Source organism: Photorhabdus sp. RM96S (genome assembly GCF_042879335.1).
Classification (GTDB): Bacteria; Pseudomonadota; Gammaproteobacteria; order Enterobacterales; family Enterobacteriaceae; genus Photorhabdus; species Photorhabdus kayaii.
Window position 1 is genome coordinate 1 of sequence record NZ_JBHFKT010000052.1, and the last position, 22,402, is coordinate 22,402.

The 22,402-nt window shown below is 43.8% G+C and carries 23 protein-coding genes and 1 pseudogene; 2 read left to right on the forward strand and 22 right to left on the reverse strand.

The window, feature by feature from the left end:
* A partial coding sequence (locus ACGF49_RS21885) for a filamentous hemagglutinin N-terminal domain-containing protein (protein ID WP_387492772.1) occupies positions 1 to 1,405 on the reverse strand: 1,405 nt, incomplete at its 3' end.
* Positions 1,406 to 1,453: 48 nt separating this feature from the next.
* Complete coding sequence (locus tag ACGF49_RS21890) at positions 1,454 to 3,118, reverse strand: ShlB/FhaC/HecB family hemolysin secretion/activation protein (protein ID WP_387492775.1); 1,665 nt, start codon at positions 3,116 to 3,118, stop codon at positions 1,454 to 1,456.
* 814 nt (positions 3,119 to 3,932) lie between these two features.
* Here ACGF49_RS21890 and ACGF49_RS21895 point away from each other — a divergent pair.
* Positions 3,933 to 4,173, forward strand: a pseudogene (locus ACGF49_RS21895) (transposase); the annotation flags it as partial.
* 270 nt (positions 4,174 to 4,443) lie between these two features.
* Complete coding sequence (locus ACGF49_RS21900) at positions 4,444 to 6,120, forward strand: S8 family peptidase (RefSeq protein WP_113041889.1); 1,677 nt, start codon at positions 4,444 to 4,446, stop codon at positions 6,118 to 6,120.
* Between the two features lie 86 nt (positions 6,121 to 6,206).
* Here the strand turns inward: ACGF49_RS21900 and ACGF49_RS21905 are convergent, their stop codons facing one another.
* The 20 genes from ACGF49_RS21905 to yceD form a co-directional block, all read right to left on the reverse strand.
* On the reverse strand, positions 6,207 to 7,511 hold the full coding sequence (locus tag ACGF49_RS21905) for an NAD(P)/FAD-dependent oxidoreductase (protein WP_228901479.1): 1,305 nt from the start codon (positions 7,509 to 7,511) through the stop codon (positions 6,207 to 6,209).
* Between the two features lie 664 nt (positions 7,512 to 8,175).
* Positions 8,176 to 9,198: a beta-N-acetylhexosaminidase gene (nagZ, locus tag ACGF49_RS21910; RefSeq protein ID WP_113041891.1), complete on the reverse strand. Its 1,023-nt coding sequence runs from the start codon at positions 9,196 to 9,198 to the stop codon at positions 8,176 to 8,178.
* Positions 9,164 to 9,307 (reverse strand): hypothetical protein, encoded by a 144-nt coding sequence (locus ACGF49_RS21915; RefSeq protein ID WP_228901483.1) that lies wholly within the window; start codon positions 9,305 to 9,307, stop codon positions 9,164 to 9,166. The genes nagZ and ACGF49_RS21915 overlap by 35 nt, the downstream gene beginning before the upstream one ends.
* 4 nt (positions 9,308 to 9,311) lie before the next feature.
* Positions 9,312 to 10,229, reverse strand: a complete 918-nt coding sequence (thiK, locus tag ACGF49_RS21920) for a thiamine kinase (RefSeq protein ID WP_228901485.1) — start codon at positions 10,227 to 10,229, stop codon at positions 9,312 to 9,314.
* Positions 10,216 to 10,785, reverse strand: coding sequence for a penicillin-binding protein activator LpoB (gene lpoB, locus ACGF49_RS21925; RefSeq protein WP_011147044.1), 570 nt, complete (start codon positions 10,783 to 10,785; stop codon positions 10,216 to 10,218). Before lpoB ends, thiK begins: the two co-directional genes overlap by 14 nt.
* 23 nt (positions 10,786 to 10,808) lie before the next feature.
* Entirely contained in the window at positions 10,809 to 10,943 is a 135-nt protein-coding gene (locus tag ACGF49_RS21930) for a hypothetical protein (protein ID WP_267479097.1), read from the reverse strand.
* A 149-nt stretch (positions 10,944 to 11,092) separates the two neighbouring features.
* Positions 11,093 to 11,449, reverse strand: coding sequence for a purine nucleoside phosphoramidase (hinT, locus tag ACGF49_RS21935; protein ID WP_113027017.1), 357 nt, complete (start codon positions 11,447 to 11,449; stop codon positions 11,093 to 11,095).
* 70 nt (positions 11,450 to 11,519) lie between these two features.
* Positions 11,520 to 12,305, reverse strand: coding sequence for a metal-dependent hydrolase (locus ACGF49_RS21940; protein WP_228901487.1), 786 nt, complete (start codon positions 12,303 to 12,305; stop codon positions 11,520 to 11,522).
* Between the two features lie 31 nt (positions 12,306 to 12,336).
* Positions 12,337 to 13,320, reverse strand: coding sequence for a DNA polymerase III subunit delta' (holB, locus tag ACGF49_RS21945; RefSeq protein WP_113041895.1), 984 nt, complete (start codon positions 13,318 to 13,320; stop codon positions 12,337 to 12,339).
* Positions 13,321 to 13,332: 12 nt separating this feature from the next.
* Entirely contained in the window at positions 13,333 to 13,959 is a 627-nt protein-coding gene (tmk, locus tag ACGF49_RS21950) for a dTMP kinase (protein ID WP_113041896.1), read from the reverse strand.
* Positions 13,956 to 14,981, reverse strand: a complete 1,026-nt coding sequence (mltG, locus tag ACGF49_RS21955; RefSeq protein WP_113041897.1) for an endolytic transglycosylase MltG — start codon at positions 14,979 to 14,981, stop codon at positions 13,956 to 13,958. Before mltG ends, tmk begins: the two co-directional genes overlap by 4 nt.
* Before the next feature lie 66 nt (positions 14,982 to 15,047).
* Positions 15,048 to 15,872 (reverse strand): aminodeoxychorismate lyase, encoded by an 825-nt coding sequence (pabC, locus tag ACGF49_RS21960; RefSeq protein ID WP_228901489.1) that lies wholly within the window; start codon positions 15,870 to 15,872, stop codon positions 15,048 to 15,050.
* A gap of 354 nt (positions 15,873 to 16,226) precedes the next feature.
* Positions 16,227 to 17,477, reverse strand: a complete 1,251-nt coding sequence (gene fabF / locus ACGF49_RS21965) for a beta-ketoacyl-ACP synthase II (RefSeq protein ID WP_113041899.1) — start codon at positions 17,475 to 17,477, stop codon at positions 16,227 to 16,229.
* Between the two features lie 73 nt (positions 17,478 to 17,550).
* On the reverse strand, positions 17,551 to 17,787 hold the full coding sequence (acpP, locus tag ACGF49_RS21970; RefSeq protein ID WP_112894165.1) for an acyl carrier protein: 237 nt from the start codon (positions 17,785 to 17,787) through the stop codon (positions 17,551 to 17,553).
* Positions 17,788 to 17,941: 154 nt separating this feature from the next.
* Positions 17,942 to 18,676, reverse strand: coding sequence for a 3-oxoacyl-ACP reductase FabG (gene fabG / locus ACGF49_RS21975; protein WP_113041900.1), 735 nt, complete (start codon positions 18,674 to 18,676; stop codon positions 17,942 to 17,944).
* Between the two features lie 7 nt (positions 18,677 to 18,683).
* Positions 18,684 to 19,616 (reverse strand): ACP S-malonyltransferase, encoded by a 933-nt coding sequence (gene fabD / locus ACGF49_RS21980; RefSeq protein ID WP_112894227.1) that lies wholly within the window; start codon positions 19,614 to 19,616, stop codon positions 18,684 to 18,686.
* A gap of 24 nt (positions 19,617 to 19,640) precedes the next feature.
* The gene (locus ACGF49_RS21985) at positions 19,641 to 20,594 is read right to left on the reverse strand and encodes a beta-ketoacyl-ACP synthase III (RefSeq protein WP_112878494.1); all 954 of its coding nucleotides are present in this window, start codon (positions 20,592 to 20,594) and stop codon (positions 19,641 to 19,643) included.
* Between the two features lie 6 nt (positions 20,595 to 20,600).
* The gene (gene plsX, locus ACGF49_RS21990) at positions 20,601 to 21,638 is read right to left on the reverse strand and encodes a phosphate acyltransferase PlsX (protein ID WP_113041901.1); all 1,038 of its coding nucleotides are present in this window, start codon (positions 21,636 to 21,638) and stop codon (positions 20,601 to 20,603) included.
* A 29-nt stretch (positions 21,639 to 21,667) separates the two neighbouring features.
* Positions 21,668 to 21,838, reverse strand: a complete 171-nt coding sequence (rpmF, locus tag ACGF49_RS21995) for a 50S ribosomal protein L32 (RefSeq protein WP_011147057.1) — start codon at positions 21,836 to 21,838, stop codon at positions 21,668 to 21,670.
* 12 nt (positions 21,839 to 21,850) lie between these two features.
* On the reverse strand, positions 21,851 to 22,375 hold the full coding sequence (gene yceD / locus ACGF49_RS22000) for a 23S rRNA accumulation protein YceD (protein WP_113041902.1): 525 nt from the start codon (positions 22,373 to 22,375) through the stop codon (positions 21,851 to 21,853).
* Between the last annotated feature and the right edge of the window lie 27 nt (positions 22,376 to 22,402).

Below are 22,402 nucleotides of genomic sequence, written 5' to 3' on the forward strand. Positions count from 1 at the left end.
GGTCGGCGTTGACGGTAGCGCGAGCGGTACTGATCCCCGCTTGACTGGCGGTGAGTTGAATCTGGCTGGCTGCGGTCTGGCTGTCGCTCAGGTCAATCTGTTGGCTGTGGACAGCCAGCGTATCGGCGGCCAGATTTTTCCCCTTCGCCTGAACGTGCTGCGCGGTCAGAGTCAGTGAGCCGGGACGGGTAGTGTTGCCGTTATCATCCAGTCCCGCGGCCCACACGCTGTCATGGCTGCTGTGTATTGTGCCTGCGTTGACCGTGGCATCGCCGCGAGCTTCCACCCGGCCCTGATTGCGCAGTGCTCCTTTGGTCTGTAAATTCACCGCCGATTGGGACAGCAATTTGCCGGTGTTAGTGACATCGGCAGACGAGGTTAATTGCAACGTATCCCGGCTGCTGAGGGTGCCGCGGTTCTCTATCCGGCCCTCGGCGGTGATATGGACCTCCCCGGCAGACGCGCCGATATTACCGGCATTATGCACGCCCACCCCCGTTTCGGTGCCTATCAGCCTGATTTTATGGGCATACATGCCGCCCAGCGCCGCCACATCCAACGCAAACGCCGGGTGCTTTTCATCGTCAATCGATTTTTTCTCAATCTGCTGATGCGTCGCATCCACAATATTGCGCCCGGTGGTCACTTTCAGGTCTTGCGCGTGTAATTTGGCATTAATCGCCACGGAACGGGCAATAATATCGGTGTAACTTTGCTGTGTGCTGTCCATGCCGTGCCCGTCAATCCGCACTTCCCCCTGATTGACATCAAACCCTTTCAGCCGACCTCGCTCCATCAGCGCTTGTCCGGTGGTGAGCGTGGTGCGATGTGAGTTAATGAACCCGCAACCGTTACAGGTGATACCAGAGGGATTGGCAATAATCACCTCGGCTTTATGCCCGGCCACTTCAATCCAGCCATTGAGGTGACTGCGGTCATGGCTGTTGACTTCGTTGAGGATAACACTGGCGTCTCCTTTGGCTAACCACGGATTACCGGCCACCATGCCGCCCAGTTGCGTCTGCGTAGCCTGATGGCTGTTATTGAGGATAACCCCCTGTTTATCCACATCAAACTGACGGTAGGTATTGTGGGAAACGCCGTCGGCGCCGGGGGTCTGGATATTGACCTGCGGCGTGCCGTTGGCGCTGCGAATGATCGTCGGTTTCTGGCGCCCCGGCGCCTGTCCATCGGCCACAATCGCCGCCTGCGCGGTGAGCGAAATCCCGCCAAAGGCTAACAACAATCCAAACCGTAGCGCAGTGAGTCGGCAACGATGCTGTGGTGAAGAGGGGCACCGATATCGGCGCCCGGTTCGTCCCCGTCCGGCCCGCGCTATCTCTGCCACTACCATCCACATCTGGCGGGATTGATTAAAGATAATACGATACAACTGCTTGTTCATAACTTTTGCTCCACACAACACCACCCACCGGCAGCTTGGTTATTTGAATTAATACTGCCAATACAGGTTGAATCCGGCCGTGACGGGGGAAGTTTGGAAACCGGCGGGTTTGGACAGCGGGACGCCGACAAACAGGTCGTAGCTCACCCCTTTCAGGCTGCCGCGCCAACCCAGAGCACTCCCCGCCAGGTGTTTTCCGAGCAGCGCGTCGCTGCCCCGTCCGCCCACTTCGCCATAATCCATTGCCAGATACAGCGATTGCCCGCGCAGCGGGGTTTGCCAGTCCAGTTCGTTCCGGCTGTACCAACCCCGATCGGCGGATAAGGTCAACTCGCCATCAAAGCCGCGCACGGTCCAGCGGCCGCCAATCGAGAATCGATCCTGGGGCGTCAATGGGCTGGCGCTTATCTGACGTAAGTATTGGGTCTGATAAGAAAAGGGCTGAGAAAACAGCGTTAACGGCCCGGCAAGCGTCGCCGAGAATTGGGTGATTTTGGGTAAGGCGGTTCCTTCATTGCGGTACTCTTCCGGCGCAGGTTGCGCGCCAAACCAGCGCATGCCCTGCTGGTAAGTCACTTTGGTATCCAGCGTCGCGCTGCCGATAAAGTGGTGATGGGACAGCCCCAGCTTCCAGCCCGCGGTTTCCCGGCGCTGAACATCAACTTCGGTCTTATCAATAAAATTGCGGGACGCCCGACGATAAATTTCACCGTTGAGCAGAGTCTTTTGGTCAGCATTACGGTGCAGCACCCGGCTAAGCTGGACCGCCAGGTTTTGGCTTTTGCCCCGGTATTGGATCGCCTGATTCAGCCCGGCTATTGTCTGGGTATAATCGTAATGACTGGCCGTCACGCTCGTCATCCAGTAGCCGAAGGGCACGGAGTAATAGAGCGTGTCGTTTTGGCTGCCTTTCCCGGCAGATGAGTGAATATCGCGTCCCCCGGAGAGGTAGAACAGGTCGCTTAACGCCAGCGGGTTATCCAGAAAGAAGGTGAGTCCGCCCTGATAACGCCCGGTGCTCTTTGAGCCGGTATCATCCAAATACGTGGCGATTCGCCAGTGCCGGGACTGACGCCAGTCCAGCACAATATCGCTCTCTCCCGGCTGCTCTGCCGGGACAATGTTCATCTCCGCCTGCACGGTCGGGAAACGTTGCAAGTTTTCTAATCCCTGCTCAATATCCCGTAAATCCAGCAGCTTGCCTTCACGCGCGGGAAAGGGGGTTATCCGCTGGATATCTTTCCCGCTGTCAGGGGTATAGCGGATATGCCGGATTTTTCCCGGTATCATCACCAGTTTTAAGGTGTGGGTACGCAAATCCTGGCGAGGAGCCAGAACCCGGCTGGTGACATAGCCGTGATTGATGAGCTGATTTTGCAATTGGGTCATCAGCCGGCTAATGCCTTTATCGCCCAGGCAATGGTTTTCGCCCTGTTGGGCGACACGCCTGAACGGCAACCAGTGCGGGAAATTTTCGGTGCCTGCCAGTCTGACGCGGGTGATAGGAAAACACGGGGTTTCCACCGGAAAGGCGGATGACGCCCCCGTTTCCGGTACAGACAGGTGAATCTCCGCAGGCGGCGGGGCTAATTGCGCCTCCAGGGCTTGCTGGCGGGCCTGTTGATGAATGAGTTGTTGTTCTGCGATGTCGGCGGCCTGACTGCCTGAAGCCACGCTACAAAAAACCACAAATACTAAAATACTGCTTTTCATTGACTTTCTATTCCACAATACCGAAGCAGTATTAACCACAAATTTAGCTTAGCGATCAATATTTAGGGTTGATTATCAACCGGGCAACTAAAATAGGGGGTTGGTTAAGATGGCAGCAAAAACAAAGGGTTATATTGCAAAGCAAAAAACAGGCCAATGTGATTATTTTGTGACAATATTGTATAAAAAATAGATTAATATTAATCATTTAATAACCAGCATTAATAATTTCAAATAAATTTTATTTTTTTATTTTTATTATGTGATTCTTATCACATTTATGATGATTTGTTTCGGTATGAAATGACTTAGAATGTGACAGATGTTGTTAATGGGTGATGAAGTATAACCCTTTTTGATTAGGTTAGATGATGATTTTTAGCTCAGTTGGCAGAACTGACGCTATGCTATTTCGGATTGGGAAATAACCATCAGATAGCAAGTGTTGGTGGTGATTATGCAGCTAATTTTTCTATTACCAGACTTGATGTCTAGTTAGACTGCCCATATCGATTTTGGTTAAATAAACTATCTCAAGTAAAAATAAATCCAGTGCTATTGCTCCGTAATTAACTCACAGATTGGAAAAAATCATGAAGCCTAATGAGACAAAGATCTCCAGGGAGGATTTATCCATGCCAATCTTGCTTTTTATTTGCTGCTCACTCTGCCAGAAGATCACTTAACCTAAATTCTTCATAATTATATGGGATAAATAGCATGATTTGTTAGCGTCATTCTCCGTAATTGGAGAGTTGAACGTAGTGGCAATTGGGAAGATGATACGATGTTTGGAGTTTGCAGAGCATGAACTAAATTAGAGGCGCAAATTTACTTTTCTCACCCTAATTCACCTTGGGAAAGAAGGGACCAATGAAAATATCAATGGGTCAATCAAGCAATACTTTCCAAAGGGAACCAATTTTAATGAAATCTCTGAGCAGGAAATAGATTTTGTGGTAAACCGATTAAGTCATCGCCCCTGAAAAACTCGTGGCGGTAAAACACCCAATGAATTATTTAAAGGAATACAGATATATTTACTTCCAGAGTAACAATGTTGCACTTACTATGTGAATATATCCCATGCTATTAACAAGGTCATTCAAACTTACCCATCCTAATAAAAACCCACTTTTTATTTTAAGAAAAATAACTTCCTCACCAAAGCGATTATAAATTAATTTTAAAATCACATTCAGTAATAATTAGTATCGATAACCCAGTTACTCTCTAACAGAACAATGGACTAAGGAATAATAATAATTTAAAATACTCAACTATAGTTATACTGAGGAGGAAATTAACTAAAGAGGAGAATGAAAATGTCCATATCCCTTGAGTATTTTCAATCTGCAAAATTTGACGGTAATTTGTATCTTAAATGTCACGGTGAAATTAGTAACGATACAGGAATAAAATACACCGTAACCAATTCAAACACAAAAGAGATATATGAACGTTATAGTGAAGATAATCAACTCATCTGTTTGACTTCACTTAAACCCGCAAATTATACAATAGAAACTACCATTAAAAAAGACGGTAAAACAATTGCTACGCTTACACCAGAAAATATAGAAATAAAAGAATCAGACTTTCTGTTTGATATCGATAAAAAAATCGATGAGATAGATAAAGACAAAACTGATAATATCAACATTAACCACATACCACCGAAACAGATACCTTCCAAAGAAAACATTATCTCTTTAAAAGGAAACAATGATATCCCAGACAAGAATTTGAAATATAACCTTGAGATTATGTTTTCCCCTGATGGACTAAAAAAATTTGAAATAGAAAAAGATAATTTATTATCTGCTTTTAATTCATCTCAACACGCAATAGAGATAAAACCTGTTTTTAATCAAGAAGATTTAGATAAGAAAACCTGGAAAACACCAGAATTCAGTAAGTTAATTCACCTCTACAAGATAGATGCTGATATTAATCATGCTGATTTAATCAAGTTAGCCAATGAACTGGAGAAACTGGATTATGTCGAATTTTGCTCTCTTACGCCGATGTTGAAAGAGCTACCGCCACCGCCTTTACTTCTGTCCGAAGAGGAAACAATAATTCCTGAATTTGATACTACTCATATCGTTACACCTGATTTTTCACATCTACAGGGATATTTAGACGAACACAGCGGTATGAATATTAGGAAGGTCTGGGATGAAGGTTATAAAGGCAAAGGCGTCACTGTACACCATCTTGATTTTGGCGTTTATAGAAACCATGAAGATTTAGTTGGTAATATTACGGTTATCAATAGCCGCCCAGAAACACAAGATTGTAATCACGGCACAGCAGCCACCGGCTGTATTGCTGCAAAAGATAATAAATTCGGTGTGACGGGTATTGCTCACGAATGTCAATTCCGTTTTTATGACGTCGATGATTTTAATAGAATAATATATAGCTTTTTACCAGGAGATATTATTAGTTTAAATATTCAAACTGTAGCCAATAATAGATATTATCCTTTCACCTACCTCAAATCTAATTGGCAAAAAATAAAAAGCTGTGCTGATGCAGGGGCAATAATTATTTTCGCTTCTGGTAATAGTGGTCTTAATTTAGCCTATGACTTCACTTTCCCTAATTATGGCGATCCTGGTGGTATTATGATCGGTGCCTGTACATCAATTAATGGACACAGGTTAGGCTTTTCCAATCATAATCTTCACACCAGTTTAAATTCCTGGGGTGAGAACGTCACAACTACTGGGTATACAAACTTACAGTACCTACCAGGAAATAATAGAAATTATACTCGCAGTTATAATGGCACATCCAGCGCTACACCTTTAGTTGCAGGTGCATTAGCGCTTATTCAATCCTATGTTAAATTAAAATATCATAAATATCTTAATAGCACTCAAATAGCAACACTGGTTAGAAGTAGCGGTTTTATAATAGGAGAACCACAAGGAATCGGTACGAGACCAAATGTCGCAAATGCTTTCAAATTAATTGATCGTCTGTTTTCTTAATTAAGGTAAATGACTTCAGATTAAAGTCGTGATGCTTTATCAGGGCCACCCGTTATTCTACGGATGGCCTTATATCAATTAAATAATTAATGCAGTTTTAATCGTGGACGGATAACACGGTTAATTCCGCCAACAAGCATCATCAAGCCAGTTTTAATATAACCATGTAGAGCCACCTGATGCATACGATATAAAGAGATATAGACAGCACGAGCTATACGCCCTTCGATCATCATTGAACCACGCATCAAATTGCCCATCAAACTACCCACCGTACTGAATTTAGACAATGATACCAATGAGCCATGATCCTTATAGGTATACTCTTTTAACGGTTTATCATGCAACAAGGCAATAATATTACTGTAACAGCAGCTAGCCATTTGATGAGCCGCCTGTGCCCTTGGTGGAACAAAACCACCTTCCTTCTTCGAGCATGATGCACAATCACCAATAGCAAAAATATGATCATCAAGTGTCGTTTGCAGAGTTGGCTTTACCACTAGCTGATTAATCCGGTTAGTTTCAAGACCGGCAATATCTTTTATAAAATCAGGTACTTTGATACCGGCAGCCCATACCATGAGATCAGCTTTAATCAGCTCACCTTCTTTAGTACTCAATCCACGTTCATTAGCGCTGGTCACCATAGTTTTGGTTAATACATGAACGCCAAGTTTTGTGAGTTCCTGATGTGCCGCAGCAGAAATACGTGCCGGCAATGCAGGCAAAATTCGCTCCCCTGCTTCGACTAGCGTCACGTTCAATGCTTCTGAACTCAGCCCTTCAAAACCATAACTGTTAAGCTGTTTTACCGCATTGTGCAATTCCGCTGATAACTCAACACCTGTCGCACCACCGCCAACGATAGCAATATTAACCTTATCTTGCTGACCACAGTTTGCAGAATACTTAAGAAACAGATTCAACATTTCATTATGGAAACGGTGAGCCTGTTGTGGGTTATCCAGGAAGATACAATGCTCTTTCACACCTTGTGTATTAAAATCATTAGATGTACTTCCCAAGGCCATAACTAGAATGTCATAGCTCAATTCACGTTCAGGAACCAATACTTCGTTATATTCATCCCTGATCTCAGTCAAAGTAATTTTTCTGCTATCACGGTGAATATCAGTTAACGTCCCTAATTGGAAACTGAAATAGTGGTTACGGGCATGAGCCAGATAACTCAACGCATCAACCCCATCGTCAAGGGAGCCTGTTGCCACTTCATGTAATAACGGCTTCCATAAATGACTTTGATTACGATCCACCAGCACAATTTCTGCTTTCTTCTTACGACCCAACTTATGCCCCAGACTGGTTGCCAGTTCCAAACCACCGGCACCTCCACCAATGATAACAATTCTCTTCTTTGGTGTTGTCATGACTACTCCACTAAAATGTAAACCAAATGTTATTTAAGGGCAGTAAAATAATACCTTTAAATAACATTTAGTTTTATATAAATAACCGATGTGATAATTACAGAATATCATGACTGGTTGGTGGGTCATACCAAAATTGAACAACATCAAATTCTTTTGAATAAATAAACATCAATCACAAAATTTGTCAATTTATTTTCAGTTGGTTGGATTCGGCTCTTATTTATTTCATTTTCTTATTTACATAGGAAATAAAATATGCATCAAAAAAGATGCCTTAAAGAACCTGATATCAATGAAATTTTAGGAATATGACCATGCTATGTATACAAAAAGTGGGATATTTTCCCGCACCATCAACATTAAAAGTCATTTATTTAGTAATATACCCGTCATCTTTCAAGTTGCCTCTTTGTTGGCTGCACTCACTCACCCCGGTCACATAGTTATCTATGCTCCCGGGGATTCACTCCCTTGCCGTCGCGAAGCATCTTGAAATCCATAGGGTATATACCCGTCATCTTTCAAGTTGCCTCTTTGTTGGCTGCACTCGCTCACCCCGGTCACATAGTTATCTATGCTCCCGGGGATTCACTCCCTTGCCGCCGCGATGCATCTTGAAATCCATAGGGTATAGAACAAACATAAGATACGACTTTACAAATTACCGCCCACAATCCTGCCATTGCTCATGTAAAACCGTTAGTGCTTTATTAGCTTGTTGCCAACGTTTTGAATTCTTTAACTCATTCAGACTGTATTGACCACCTCGATGATACAATTCTGATAATTTTTCCACTTTGGTCAAAGGCAGATTATCAAGCACGCTAACTGCTCCATCACGGTTATTACATATCAAAATTATGTCACAGCCTGCATTGAGAGCAGTCTGTCCGCGTTCAACATAACTTCCCATCATTGCCGCCCCTTCCATAGAGAGATCATCGGAAAATACCACGCCATTAAAGCCCAATTGCTGACGCAGCACTGATTTTAACCAATATGACGACCCGCTGGCGGGATGTTCATCTACCTGAGAATAGATCACATGAGCCGGCATAATCGCATCCAATAAATTACGCTGGATAAAATCACGGAAAATAGACATGTCATGATGACAAATCGCTTCTAACGGGCGATCATCACAGGGAGTTTCTTTATGAGAATCAGCATCGACAGCACCATGCCCCGGAAAATGTTTACCCGTCGATTTCATTCCGGCAGAATGCATGCCCTTAATAAAGTACTCCGCCATCATCTTGGCCTGTTCAGGATCTTTATGGAATGAACGTTCACCAATAGCCACACACTGGTGACCTAAATCCAATACCGGCGCAAAGCTGATATCGATATCCATAGCAATCATTTCAGACGCCATCAACCAGCCCGCCTCTTCCGCCAATTGGGTGCCATTGAGATTGTCACTCAATCCAGCAAAAGATTGAGCCGCCGGTAAACAAGTGAAACCTTCGCGAAAACGCTGAACTCTGCCGCCTTCTTGATCAACAGCAATCACAAGACGATGACGAGAAGCCTTACGAATCTGACGGACTAATTCTCGTAATTGCTCAACATCATAAAAATTGCGGGTAAACAGAATTAATCCGCCCACTAATGGATGTTGCAAAATTTCCTTTTCTTCATTATCCAATTCATAACCGACAACATCTAACATGATCGGACCCATAACATTCCTCGCTTATATTCATATTACTGCAATCAATGCAGCTTAAAACGTTATACCCTTTATCCTTCAAGTTGCCTCTTTGTTGGCTGCACCCACCCACCCCGGTCACATAGTTATCTATGCTCCCGGGGATTCGCTCCCTTGCCGTCGCGATCCACCTTGAAATCCATAGGGTATAGACCAAAAGAGAGGCGCAACGGTTGTGCTAGTTCTAAAAAGTGTGGATCACCACTCTGTTTCCAGCGCACTTCAAACCACATTAAAATCATGTAATCAACCCAAGGTTGCCAACGTTTAATTTGACGTTCTAATAGTGTCCGGTTTAAATATCCTGATGGCTGACTACAATAGTAATTCAAAAAATCCTGCTGCTGCGGCTCATCCCAATGATCAGTGCGAAACAACGCCGCTAACGCAAATCCAATATCAGTATCAGTTGCATATTCCCAATCAATGAGTTTCAGCCCTTGAGAGGTATTAAGCAAATTACCACAATGCACGTCCATATGAACGGGTGATAATTTTAGTATTGAAGGCATCGGAGATGACATAAAACGTTTATGCAGCCGCAACCAACAGGGAGTAAGACGCGCTTTATCAATTTGCAACCAATGGCTTTCTAGCTGATGCCTCAGTTGAAGCCGGTAACCAAACAGAGGCTGGTGATGCAAAATAGCCAATAATGCCGCCAGTTTTTGCAAAAATTCAGGCTGAGAAAACTCATTTTGCCCAATAATATGACCAGGCAACCACTCCAACAATAGCCAGTGAGGAACCATTGCTATGACTTGCGGAGCAATTTTTACTTGGCTGAGATGGCGTAAAATGGCGCTTTCACGTTGACGATTAACGCCAAGCTGTTTCGCCTGCTGCCCCTGCCTGCGGCCGACAATATGATATTCACCATTGGTGGCATAATAACTCTCATTCGTCAGCCCACTTAACGGTCTTATCTCCCAATCGTTTACTGCGGTATGCGGCCATTGTTTGCACAATGCCTGCAATAAACAATTATGATTATTTAACGTCACCGTGCCCCGACCAAAGAATCTCGCCCGTCTTTACCAGCATCAATTGCATGACGATATCACGCTTATCGCTATTACCTGAAACTATGGAATAGAGAACATATTCCGCATTCAAATAACGAGCCAGACCAATCGCTTTACTGCGCAATCCCAAACTATCTTCTTCAGATAAGCCCAGAGATTGACGGGCATTTTGCACCTGATTTTGGGGTATTAATTCAAAAACATGCTCGCTACTGATAGCTTGACGCAAAGCATCGGTTGCTTGCATGGTTTGTAATGCGCCGTTAGTATTGTTTTTCACTGTATCAACTAATAGTAACTTCGCGTTTTCCAACCCATGAGCCTTAACGAGTTGCTCTACTAATGGTTGCACGGTACTTTCCCAGTCAATCGCACTCATTTTAGGAGGCTCTGGTACCTTTTCAGATGGTGGTGTCGGTTTTTCCGATGGGGTCACTGGTACAACCGGAGTCGGAGGTTCAGGCTGCTCCGGTGGCAAGGATGGACATCCCGCCAAAAACATAACCGATAGTGCTACAAAAAGAATTCTTCTCATCAACCTATTCCAATTACAGAGTTTTAAAAAACAGATAAGTTTTTGCTGTGACACCAGCAACATATTATCGGTTCAACTCCAATGATAAATTTGCAGCATTTATACCCGTTATCTTTCAAGTTGCCTCTTTGTTGGCTGCACTCACTCACCCCGGTCACATCGTTATCTATGCTCCCAGGGATTCGCTCCCTTGCCGTCGCGATGTATCTTGAAATCCATAGGGTATATTACAAAATCGAGATATTCGGAGCCAGTTTAGAATAAACATCCCCCCGAATATCTGCCGATGTCCATGAATTTCAGTACTTCATATTGACTTCATCAACAATGGCCCTAAATGGCGACCACCAACCAAATGCATATGAATATGATAAACCTCCTGCCTCGCATGGCGATTACAGTTCACAATCAAACGATATCCATCTTCAGCAATGCCTTCTTGTTCAGCAATTTTTGCTGCAACCGTCATCATTCGACCTAATGCTGCTTCATGTTCCGGTTTAACATCGTTCATGGTTGGGATCAGAACATTAGGAATAATCAAAATATGAGTCGGGGCCTGTGGAGAAATATCGCGGAATGCAGTGACTAGATCGTCCTGGTAAACAATATCAGAAGGTATTTCACGGCGAATAATTTTACTGAAAATAGTTTCTTCTATCATCACATTTTCCTTTTATTCAAAAAACAACAGATATATGAGCGCTTACAAACCAAAGATTCAAGTTGATAAATCAAATTTTGTCTACATCAACATGAAATAAATCGCAAAAATTCTGTGTGGTCACTTCTGCCAATGCCTCAATACTCACCCCCTTGAATACAGCCATATATTCCGCAACATCACGCACATAAGCAGGCTGGTTTTCTTTACCACGATGAGGCACAGGTGCAAGATAAGGAGAATCGGTTTCAATCAGAATACGATCCAATGGTACATATCTTGCTGCTTCACGAATTGGCTCCGCATTACGGAAAGTAACAATACCAGAGAATGAAATATAGAAGCCTAAATCCAGTAATTCTCTAGCGGTATCTTTATCTTCGGTAAAACAGTGCAAAACACCACCACATTCTCGTGCCTGTTCTTCACGTAATACTCTCAAAGTATCATCACGGGCACTACGGGTATGAACGATAACAGGCTTGTTGAGTTTGCGTCCGATACGGATATGTTCACGAAATGAGGTTCGCTGTAATTCAGCATTATCCTGTTGATAATAGTAATCCAGCCCAGTTTCACCTAGTGCAACAACTTCATTCCCGGCTGCTAAACGCGCTAACTCATCAAAATTATAACCTTCATCCAAGTTAAGTGGATGAATACCACAGGAAAATACGATATTTTCCCGTTCACCAATTAGGGTTTTCATTTGCTGGAAACCGGGTAGCGTCGTCGCTACTGCCAGCATAAATTTAACCTCCCGATCTGCCGCTTTCGCAACAACATCATCTACATTTTTATGTAGGTTTTCATAATCGAGACAATCGAGATGACAATGCGAATCAACTAACAACATATTTAAACTCGTATACAAAAAGATTTCAGGGTCATGAAGTAAACTGTTTTTCCCAATTGAGCAACTGTTCTGCCAGTAACAATTCCCAATTTACGCCCACGACTGAAAGCAACTGATGACGACAAGACATCCACTCATCAACGCTTTGCAGTAAAACAGCCATAGTATGCATGGAACTCAATTGATAAATCAGCGTTTGTTGATCCTGATTGATACAATAACGCTGTAACTGCTGTTGCCACTTCACCGCATCAAATAACAAACTGATAAGCCAATGAAGGCGTTGCGGCGCATTTTCATGATTCAGTTGGGGTAAAAGTGACAAAGCATCACGTTTATCCAAAGCCTGTTTAACAGCCTGGCAAAACTGTTCCCGTATCTGCCATTGCTCCGGTTGCAACAATTGTTCTGCTGCTACAGGTGCTCCCTGAGACAATTTCAAGGCTGTCATTGCATCGACCGAAGAAATTAAAGGCAACTGTTTTTGCAACCAATAAAGGCTACTTTCCGTCTCAGGTACCGGCAGAAAATAGTAAAAACAGCGGCTGCGTAAAGTAGCCAAAAGACTGGACGGCTGCCGACATTTCAGAAGAAAATAGGTATGTTCCGGCGGCTCTTCCAACGTTTTCAATAATGCATTGGCAGCCGCATCTGTCAGACATTCAGTCAAAGGTAACCAGACAATTTTTACCCCACCTTGCTGAGAACGGCTATAGAGCTTTTCCGTAATTTGCCGTACCGCTTCCACACCAACACTGGTTTTACCCTTCTCCGGCGACATAATATGCCAATCAGGATGAGTTTCTGCCATCATCAGATGACAGCTATGACACTTTCCACAACTTTTCATCCCCTGTCTATTCCGACACATTAACCATCGGCTTAATCCATAGATCAACACATCGGCCCCAGTACCTGCATTAGCATGAACCAATAAAGCATGATGGCCTCGTCCTTGCTGATGAGATTCCACCAACTGACGATATGCCTGATTAAGCCACGGATACCAATTCATTTAGCCATTTTCCTACCGCTTCAGCCATTGCCCAAGCACCTGGCAAATATCGGCTTGTACTTGCTCTATTGGTTGAGCCGCATCAACGGTCACAATACGCTTATCCTGTGCTGCAAACTCCAGGTAACGACTGCGAGTACGATCAAAAAAATCTATCGACTCTTTTTCAATTCGGTCTAACTCTCCACGCTCACGGGCACGCAGTAAACCAATTTGAGGAGGAAGATCGAGATAAATAGTCAGGTCAGGACGAAAATCACCCAGCACAGTATCACGTAGCGAAGTCATCAAGTTTTTATCAATACCACGCCCTCCCCCTTGATACGCCTGGGAAGAGAGGTCATGACGATCACCCACAACCCATGTACCACGGGCCAAAGCAGGTTTAATCACATTTTCGACTAATTGAACTCTGGCTGCATATAACATTAACACCTCTGCTTTATCCGTCAGAGGTTCACCTTCAACACCTTGTTTAATTAACCCACGTAATTTTTCTGCCAGAGGTGTTCCACCCGGTTCACGGGTAAAAATTAAATTCTGAATACCGTGCTGCTGCAATATGTCAACGACTGTTTTCATCGCTGACGTTTTTCCTGCGCCTTCCAGCCCTTCAATAACAATAAATTTGCCGTTCATTTGTCCTGTTTTAACCTCTGACGGTAAATATTTACCGCCTTGTTATGCGCAGCCAGATTGGTTGTAAAAGTATGACCACCTTTGCCATTCGCCACAAAATAGAGAAATTCGGTTTTTGCCGGGTGTGCAGCCGCTTTTATAGAAGCAAGGCCAGGCATTGCAATCGGTGTAGGGGGCAAACCATTAATCATATAAGTATTGTAGGGCGTCAATGTCGTTAAATCTTTACGAAAAATAGTGCCTGTATATTTTTCACCTAAACCATAAATCACTGTCGGATCAGTTTGAAGTCGCATATTCAACCGTAAGCGATTAATAAACACAGAAGCAACTTTTGTCCGCTCAGCCTCAACACCGGTCTCTTTTTCAATAATCGACGCCATAATCAACATTTCATAAGCATTATTATAGGGCAGATTTTTGTCGCGACCTTCCCATTCCTCTTCCAGCGTCATTTTCATCTGTCGATATGCTCGTTTCAGCAATGTTACATCGCTTGTGCCTGCCGTATAGTGATAGGTATCAGGATAAAGCCACCCTTCCAGAGTATCTGTATCTTTAATATCGAGTATTTCAGCCAATTCCTGAGCATCTTTATTATCCAATTCATGTTTAAGATATTCAGATTGCTGTAGTATTTTCCACCAGTCAGATAAACGGCTACCTTCAACAAAACGAACCGTAAATTGCGCTTCTTTACCACTAGAGAATAATTGCAACATTTCCCGTAAAGTCATTTCTCGTGTTAATTGGTAAGTTCCCGCCTTGAACTCGGCAAGTTTTGGCTCCAACCTTAATAACCAAGGGAAAATATGACTATCTTCAATCAAGTTATCCCGAACCAGTAACGCTTCCAAACCATGACGACCAATACCTGCTGGCAGAGTAAATATTCGATCCTGTTTAATTGTTAGTGTTTGATCCGCAAATTTTTCAACTTTTTCATAGCCAGCATAGAGTAATATCGCTGCCGTAATGACAATCAAAGTCAATAGGGCAAAAAGGCGTTTTTTCCATTTCATCAATTAATCTAATCACTTAAACACATTGTTCACTTAAACACACGGTTCACTTAAATACGTCGTGAATTACAACTTCAGACATTCAGGAAGCAAATATTTATACAGTTCCCTTGACTGATATTTCCATCCGGGCTGATTTTCATGAGCTTGAATTTCTTTGACAGATATCACTGGCATTAAAGAATTACAAACTATCACTTCATCTGCATCAGCCAATGTTTCGGGATAACAGCTTACACAAGAAAAGTGATAATCGCTTTCCGATAATAACGCGATTATTCTTTCCCGCATCACACCTTCGATACCACAGCCTCGTAAATCAGGAGTATACACATCTTTTCCTTTACGCCAGAAAATGTTTGCAGTACAGCATTCAACCAGCAAACCATCAGTATCAAGTACCAGAGCTTCATCAGCATTTGATTTTTCGATAAATGTTTTAATCAATATCTGTTCTAATCGATTAAGGTGTTTAATTCCGGCAAGATAGGGGTTTATTCCCATCGGTACCGGACTGAGCACCATAGATAAACCTTCCTGACGCTGTTTCAAATACTTATCGGGATAAGGACTCAGAGACAAGATCTGATTAGGTTGCGTAAACCCCTGAGCACTATAGCCACGCCCTCCGGTTCCACGGGAAATAATAACTTTAAGTACACCTTGTTCAGTCGTGGAGACAACCTGTCTTATATGGCTTTCAAGCTGTTGCCAATCGGGTTGTGGAAGATATAACCTTTCAACGCCTTTTTGTAATCTTTGGATATGTAGTGACAACAAAGCGGCTTGCCCCTGTTCTATTTTTACTGTTGTGAAGCAACCATCACCGAATTGAACTGAACGATCATTGGCCGGTAAATAGTCGCACTGCTCTCCATTAATCCAATACATATAATTTTGTTCTTAATTATTCAAAAAAGGCATTTCAATGCAATTTATCAACAAGCGATATCATAGTATATCGCTGATACGAGTGCAAAAATGTCCATGATTCTTGCCACAAAAAAAGCTCCAATAATTATTAACTATTGGAGCTCTCTATACTATCGCCTTAAAGTATTTACAAAATCATATACCCGTTATCTTTCAAGGTGCCTCTTTGTTGGCTGCACTCGCTCACCCCGGTCACATAGTTACCTATGCTCCCGGGGATTCACTCCCTTGCCGTCGCGATCCATCTTGAAATCCATTGGGTATACTAAGCGGAACTCAACCATATTTTTCTGTAATATCAGGCGCTACCTGTTAATCAGGTTTAATCTTACGGAAAATTAGTGAGCCATTAGTGCCACCGAAACCGAAAGAGTTACACAATGCATATTCCATCCCCTCTACCTTACGGGACTCATTTGGCACGAAATCCAGACGGCAGTTCTCATCCTGATTTTCCAGGTTGATAGTCGGCGGAACAACTTGATCACGTAATGCCAGGATAGTGAAAATAGACTCAACCGCCCCCGCAGCACCCAATAAATGACCCGTCATTGATTTGGTGGAACTCACTAAAACATCAGTGCCTTCACCAAACACGGACTCAACTGCATGGGCTTCCGCTAAGTCGCCAGCAGATGTTGAAGTACCGTGAGCATTAATATATCCCACTTGCTTGGTAGTGATACCGGCATCTTTCAGCGCATTTTCCATCGCCAACGCAGCACCTGCACCATTTTCTGGTGGTGACGTCATATGATAAGCATCGCTGCTCATGCCAAAGCCAACGATTTCTGCGTAAATTTTCGCACCACGCCTCTTCGCATGCCCATATTCTTCCAGTACCAAGATACCTGCACCATCCCCCAGAACAAAGCCATCACGGTCTTTATCCCACGGACGACTTGCACCTTGTGGATTATCGTTACGGGTAGATAAAGCACGGGCAGCACCAAAACCACCAACCCCCAAAGGAGTACTGGCTTTTTCTGCACCACCGGCCAGCATAATGTCAGCATCATTATAAGCAATAATACGGGCAGCATGACCAATATTATGTACACCTGACGTACATGCTGTGGCGATAGAAATACTTGGGCCACGCAAACCGTAAATAATACTCAGATGACCTGCTACCATATTTACGATCGTAGAAGGTACGAAGAACGGGCTGATCTTACGAGGACCACTCGCCACCAACGCCCCGTGATTTTCTTCAATCAGACCCAAACCACCAATACCAGAACCAATAGCAGCACCAAAACGACTAGCATTGGCTTCTGTTACTTCAATTCCAGAATCTTCAATGGCTTGCACACCTGCTGCAATACCATATTGAATGAAATCATCCATTTTTCGTGCATCCTTGCGCGAAATATTGAAATCTTCATGATTAAAATCTTTAACCAGACCAGCAAACTTAGTTGCATGGTGACTGGTGTCAAAATGGTCAATAAGGCTGATACCACTCTGTCCGGCACAAACAGCTTTCCAAGAAGATTCAGCTGTATTACCGACAGGAGATAACATGCCTAGTCCGGTCACAACTACTCGACGCTTAGACACGCTTATCCTCCAAGGAGGGAAATTATTTAGGGCAGAAACATAGGCGGTCGAATGACCGCCTAGGTGTGTTCACTTATTCGCTTTGGTTCTGGACGTAATCAATAGCTGCCTGAACTGTAGTGATCTTTTCTGCTTCTTCATCTGGAATTTCGATATCGAACTCTTCTTCCAGCGCCATTACCAGTTCAACTGTGTCAAGAGAATCAGCGCCCAAGTCATCTACAAAAGAAGCTGAATTAATAACTTCTTCCTCTTTAACACCAAGTTGTTCAACGATGATTTTTTTAACGCGTTCTTCAATAGTGCTCATGCTATTAAATTTCCTATCAAAATTCGCTTTCGCGATGGTTTTCGTAGTTTATAAAATACAGGAAAAGATGCAACCCAATCCCGGCTGGTCGAACCACAAACTTGCTCTATTTTGCGTTATTTGACACAAAAAATGCAACTGGTTCGCTCATTTTTTAGTTCATATACATGCCGCCATTGACATGTAATGTTTCGCCTGTGATGTAAGCCGCTTCATCAGAAGCGAAGAAAGCCACAGCACTAGCAATTTCTTTTGCATCCCCAAGCCGCTTAGCGGGGATATCTTTTGAAAAGTTCGCCAACTGCTCTTCTGGCAATGCTTTTAGCATATCAGTTTCAATAAGCCCTGGCGCAACAACGTTAACAGTAATACCACGGGAAATCACTTCCCGAGCCAATGTCTTGCTGAAACCAACAAGCCCTGCTTTCGCCGCTGCATAGCTTGCCTGCCCAACATTCCCCATCGATCCAACAACAGAACCAACAGAGATGATACGACCGTGACGTTTTTTTATCATAAAGCGCATCGCCGCTTTTGACATACGGAAAACGGATGAAAGATTAGTGTCAATAATATGCTGCCACTCATCATCCTTTATACGCATCACCAGATTATCACCGGTGATACCCGCATTGTTCACTAAAATATCAAGCCCGCCACACTCTGTTCGGATGGTAGACATAAGCTGTTCAATCGATTCCGGATCAGTGACATCCAGTACAAAACCTTTACCTTTTTCACCAAGGTAAGCACTGATGACTTCAGCGCCTTTATCGCTTGTTGCTGTACCAATGATATAGGCTCCACGCTCTGCTAATAGCTCAGCAGTTGCACGGCCTATCCCACGGCTAGCACCTGTTACTAATGCAATCTTTCCATCTAATCTCATATTGCCCTCAATTATTTTCCAATGCAGTTATTAGTGTAGCTGTGTCATTAACTGCTGCTGCGCTTAAGGTATTGACAATTCGTTTAGTTAAACCTGTCAAAACTCTACCTGGCCCTATTTCTAATAGCTGCCCAACACCCTGTCCAGCAATAAATTCAACTGCTTCTCTCCAACGGACAGGATTATAGAGTTGTCGTACCAGTGCATCACGGATAGCTTCAGCAGATTGTTCTATTTTCACATCAACATTATTTACCACCGGGAACTGAGGATGGCTAAATTCAATTCCTTCCAAAACAACTGCCAGCTTATCTGCGGCGGGTTTCATCAGTGCACAATGCGACGGTACACTGACTGCCAAAGGCAGCGCGCGTTTCGCACCTGCGGCTTTACATGCATCACCAGCACGCTCTACCGCCTCTTTCTCACCCGCAATAACAACCTGACCAGGTGAGTTAAAGTTAACTGGAGAAACAATTTGCCCCTGAGCTACTTCTTTACAGGCACGATCAATGGATTCATTATCTAAACCAATAATAACATACATTGCACCAGTGCCTTCAGGTACAGCTTCTTGCATCAATTTGCCACGCAGTTCAACAAGTCTAATTGCTTGTTTGAAATCAATGACACCTGCACAAACCAGTGCAGAATATTCACCAAGGCTATGTCCAGCCATCAGTGATGGTGCTTTTCCACCTTTTTCCTGCCAAACCCGCCAGATAGCAACCGATGCGGCCAACAACGCGGGTTGAGTTTGCCATGTTTTATTCAGTTCTTCTTCTGGCCCCTGTTGAACTAGAGCCCAGAGATCATATCCCAGCACATCAGACGCTTCAGCGAAAGTTTGCTCGACAACCGGGAACGCTGTAGCCAAATCGGCCAACATACCAAGGTCTTGAGAACCCTGACCAGGAAATACCATTGCAAATTCAGACATAGACATGCTCATCTTCCTGTCAAATTAAAAACGTATCAGTGCTGAACCCCAAGTAAGGCCACCACCAAAAGCCTCAATTAAGATTAACTGACCGCGCTTAATCCGGCCATCACGTACTGCTTCATCAAATGCTGTGGGTACCGATGCCGCAGAAGTATTACCGTAACGATCCAGCGTTACCACTACTTTATCCATTGTCATGTTTAATTTTTTAGCTGTCGCTGCGATAATACGCAAATTAGCCTGATGAGGTACCAGCCAATCCAACTCACTATATGGTAAGTTATTTGCTTCTAAAGTCTCATCAACTATGTTAGCCAATTCACGGACTGCAATCTTAAATACTTCATTACCGATCATACTAGCATACGCTGGTTCTTTTAGATTCTGGCGCTCCTGATAAGGCAATACCAACAATTCACCATAGCTACCATTTGCATGAAGGTGAGTTGAAAGAATTCCTGGCTCATTAGAAGCCCCTACCACCATAGCACCTGCACCATCGCCAAACAGGACAAGTGTTCCGCGATCTTCTGGATCAAGTGTTCTGGTAATAGAATCAGAACCAATAACCAATGCATGTTTTGCCGCACCGGTTTTAATAAACTTATCAGCAATACTCAGTGCATAAACAAAACCAGAACAAGCAGCAGAAATATCAAAAGCCGCTGAATTTTGGGTACCCAACATGTGCTGAATTTGGCACGCAGAACTGGGGAAAGCATGGGTGGATGAAGCTGTTGCAACAATGATTAAATCAATCTGCTCTTTATCAATGCCCGACATTTCAATTGCTTTCTTTGCAGCCCGGAACCCCATAACCGCAACAGTTTCATCATCAGTAGCAATACGACGTTCGCGGACACCTGTACGGGTAATAATCCACTCATCAGAAGTATCCACCATTTTTTCTAAATCAGCATTAGTACGCACTTGCGCAGGCAGATAACTACCTGTACCTAAAATTTTTGTATACATGTATGTTCAGTCACTCTTGGGTAATGCTGTTTCCAGGCGTGCAGCAATTCTATCAGGAACCTGCCTTTCAACGGCCTGAACAGCCTGTTCGATTGCGGCCTTAAACGCATGCTCATTAGCCGCCCCATGGCTTTTGATTACAATTCCATATAATCCTAACAGACATGCGCCATTATACTGGTCAGGGTTCAGGTGACCGAAGCGTTTTGTCATCCGTTTTTGCAGCCAATTCTTGACTATTTTCAACAACCAGGAAAATTTTTTCTTTTGTCCATCCGATGATTTAAGCAGGGATAAAATAACTCTGATCGCCCCTTCCATCGTTTTTAACGTCACGTTACCTGCGAAGCCGTCACATACCAATACATCACTTTTACCTGTCAGTAATTCATCACCTTCCAGATAACCAATGTAATTTATCGTCGGAATGCGCTTTAAAATAGTGGCGGCTTCGCGGATATTATCCAGCCCTTTACTCTCTTCCGTACCAATGTTAAGCAATGCTACCGCGGGATTAACCACCCCCACGACTTCCTCGGCCATTACTGAACCCATAATGGCGAATTGCACCAACATGCGGCTATCGCAATTAACATTGGCACCTAAATCCAATACGACAGTTTGCCGCTGTTTCAGGTTTGGCAACACGGTCATCAAAGCAGGTCTTTCAATGCCTTCTATCGATTTTAGCATCAATTTAGATAACCCCATCAATACTCCGGTATTCCCTGCACTGATACACGCCTGCGCTTCACCTGATTTCACTAAATCCAGGGCAATACGCATTGACGTTCCTCGGCTGTTACGAATCGCTTGCGACGGTTTCGCATCATTAGCCACAACCCGTTCAGCAGGAACCACTTGTAAACGACTGAGCAACTCAGCATCACTATTTACAAGCATCGGAGAAATGATATCGGGGATTCCGACCAGCAATAATTTAAGTCTAGGGTTAGACGCCAGTGCCTGCAATGCAGCAGGCACCGTAACGCGAGGACCAAAGTCCCCGCTCATGGCATCTAACGCTAAAGTCAGATTAGTCAAGGTATCAACTTGCTAATGACTGGCGGAGATTATTTGTTGATGACTTTGCGGCCACGGTAGTAGCCATCAGCAGTCACATGGTGACGCAGGTGAGTTTCACCAGAAGTTTTATCTACAGATAGTAATGGTGCAGTCAGTGCATCATGAGAACGACGCATACCACGTTTAGAACGAGTTGGTTTATTCTGTTGTACGGCCATTGACCTTACTCCTTAAGTACTTTTCTTTAAACTGGCTAATACGGCAAATGGGTTTGGTTTTTCAGCCTCTAGAGGTAATTCACCAAACACCATGTCCGCTTCGGACACTTCACAGTGTTCAGAATCATGTACCGGAACTACCGGCAGAGAAAGAATTATTTCATCTTCAATCATTGCCAGCAAATCTATTTCGCCAAATTCGTTAACGTTAATTGGCTCATACTCTTCCGGTAATGCTTCAGCCTGTTCATCTTTGACGACCGGGCTAAAACAATATGTTATGTGAACGTGATGGCTGAAATTACCGCCACAACGCTGACATTCAAGCGTAACATCCACATCGGAATGCCCACGCACAACCGCCAGACGTTGGTTATCTATCTGAAACGATAAAACGCTGTCTACATCATTGTCCACGCTAACCACAGATTCCGCGATACGCAAAACTTGCTCAGGTGAATAACTACCTGCGTAGTCTAATCGTTTCTGAGCGGCGCGAAGCGCATCAATGGTCAGGGGTAATTTTACCTTTTGCATAAGGCGCGCATATTATCTTTGTAATGA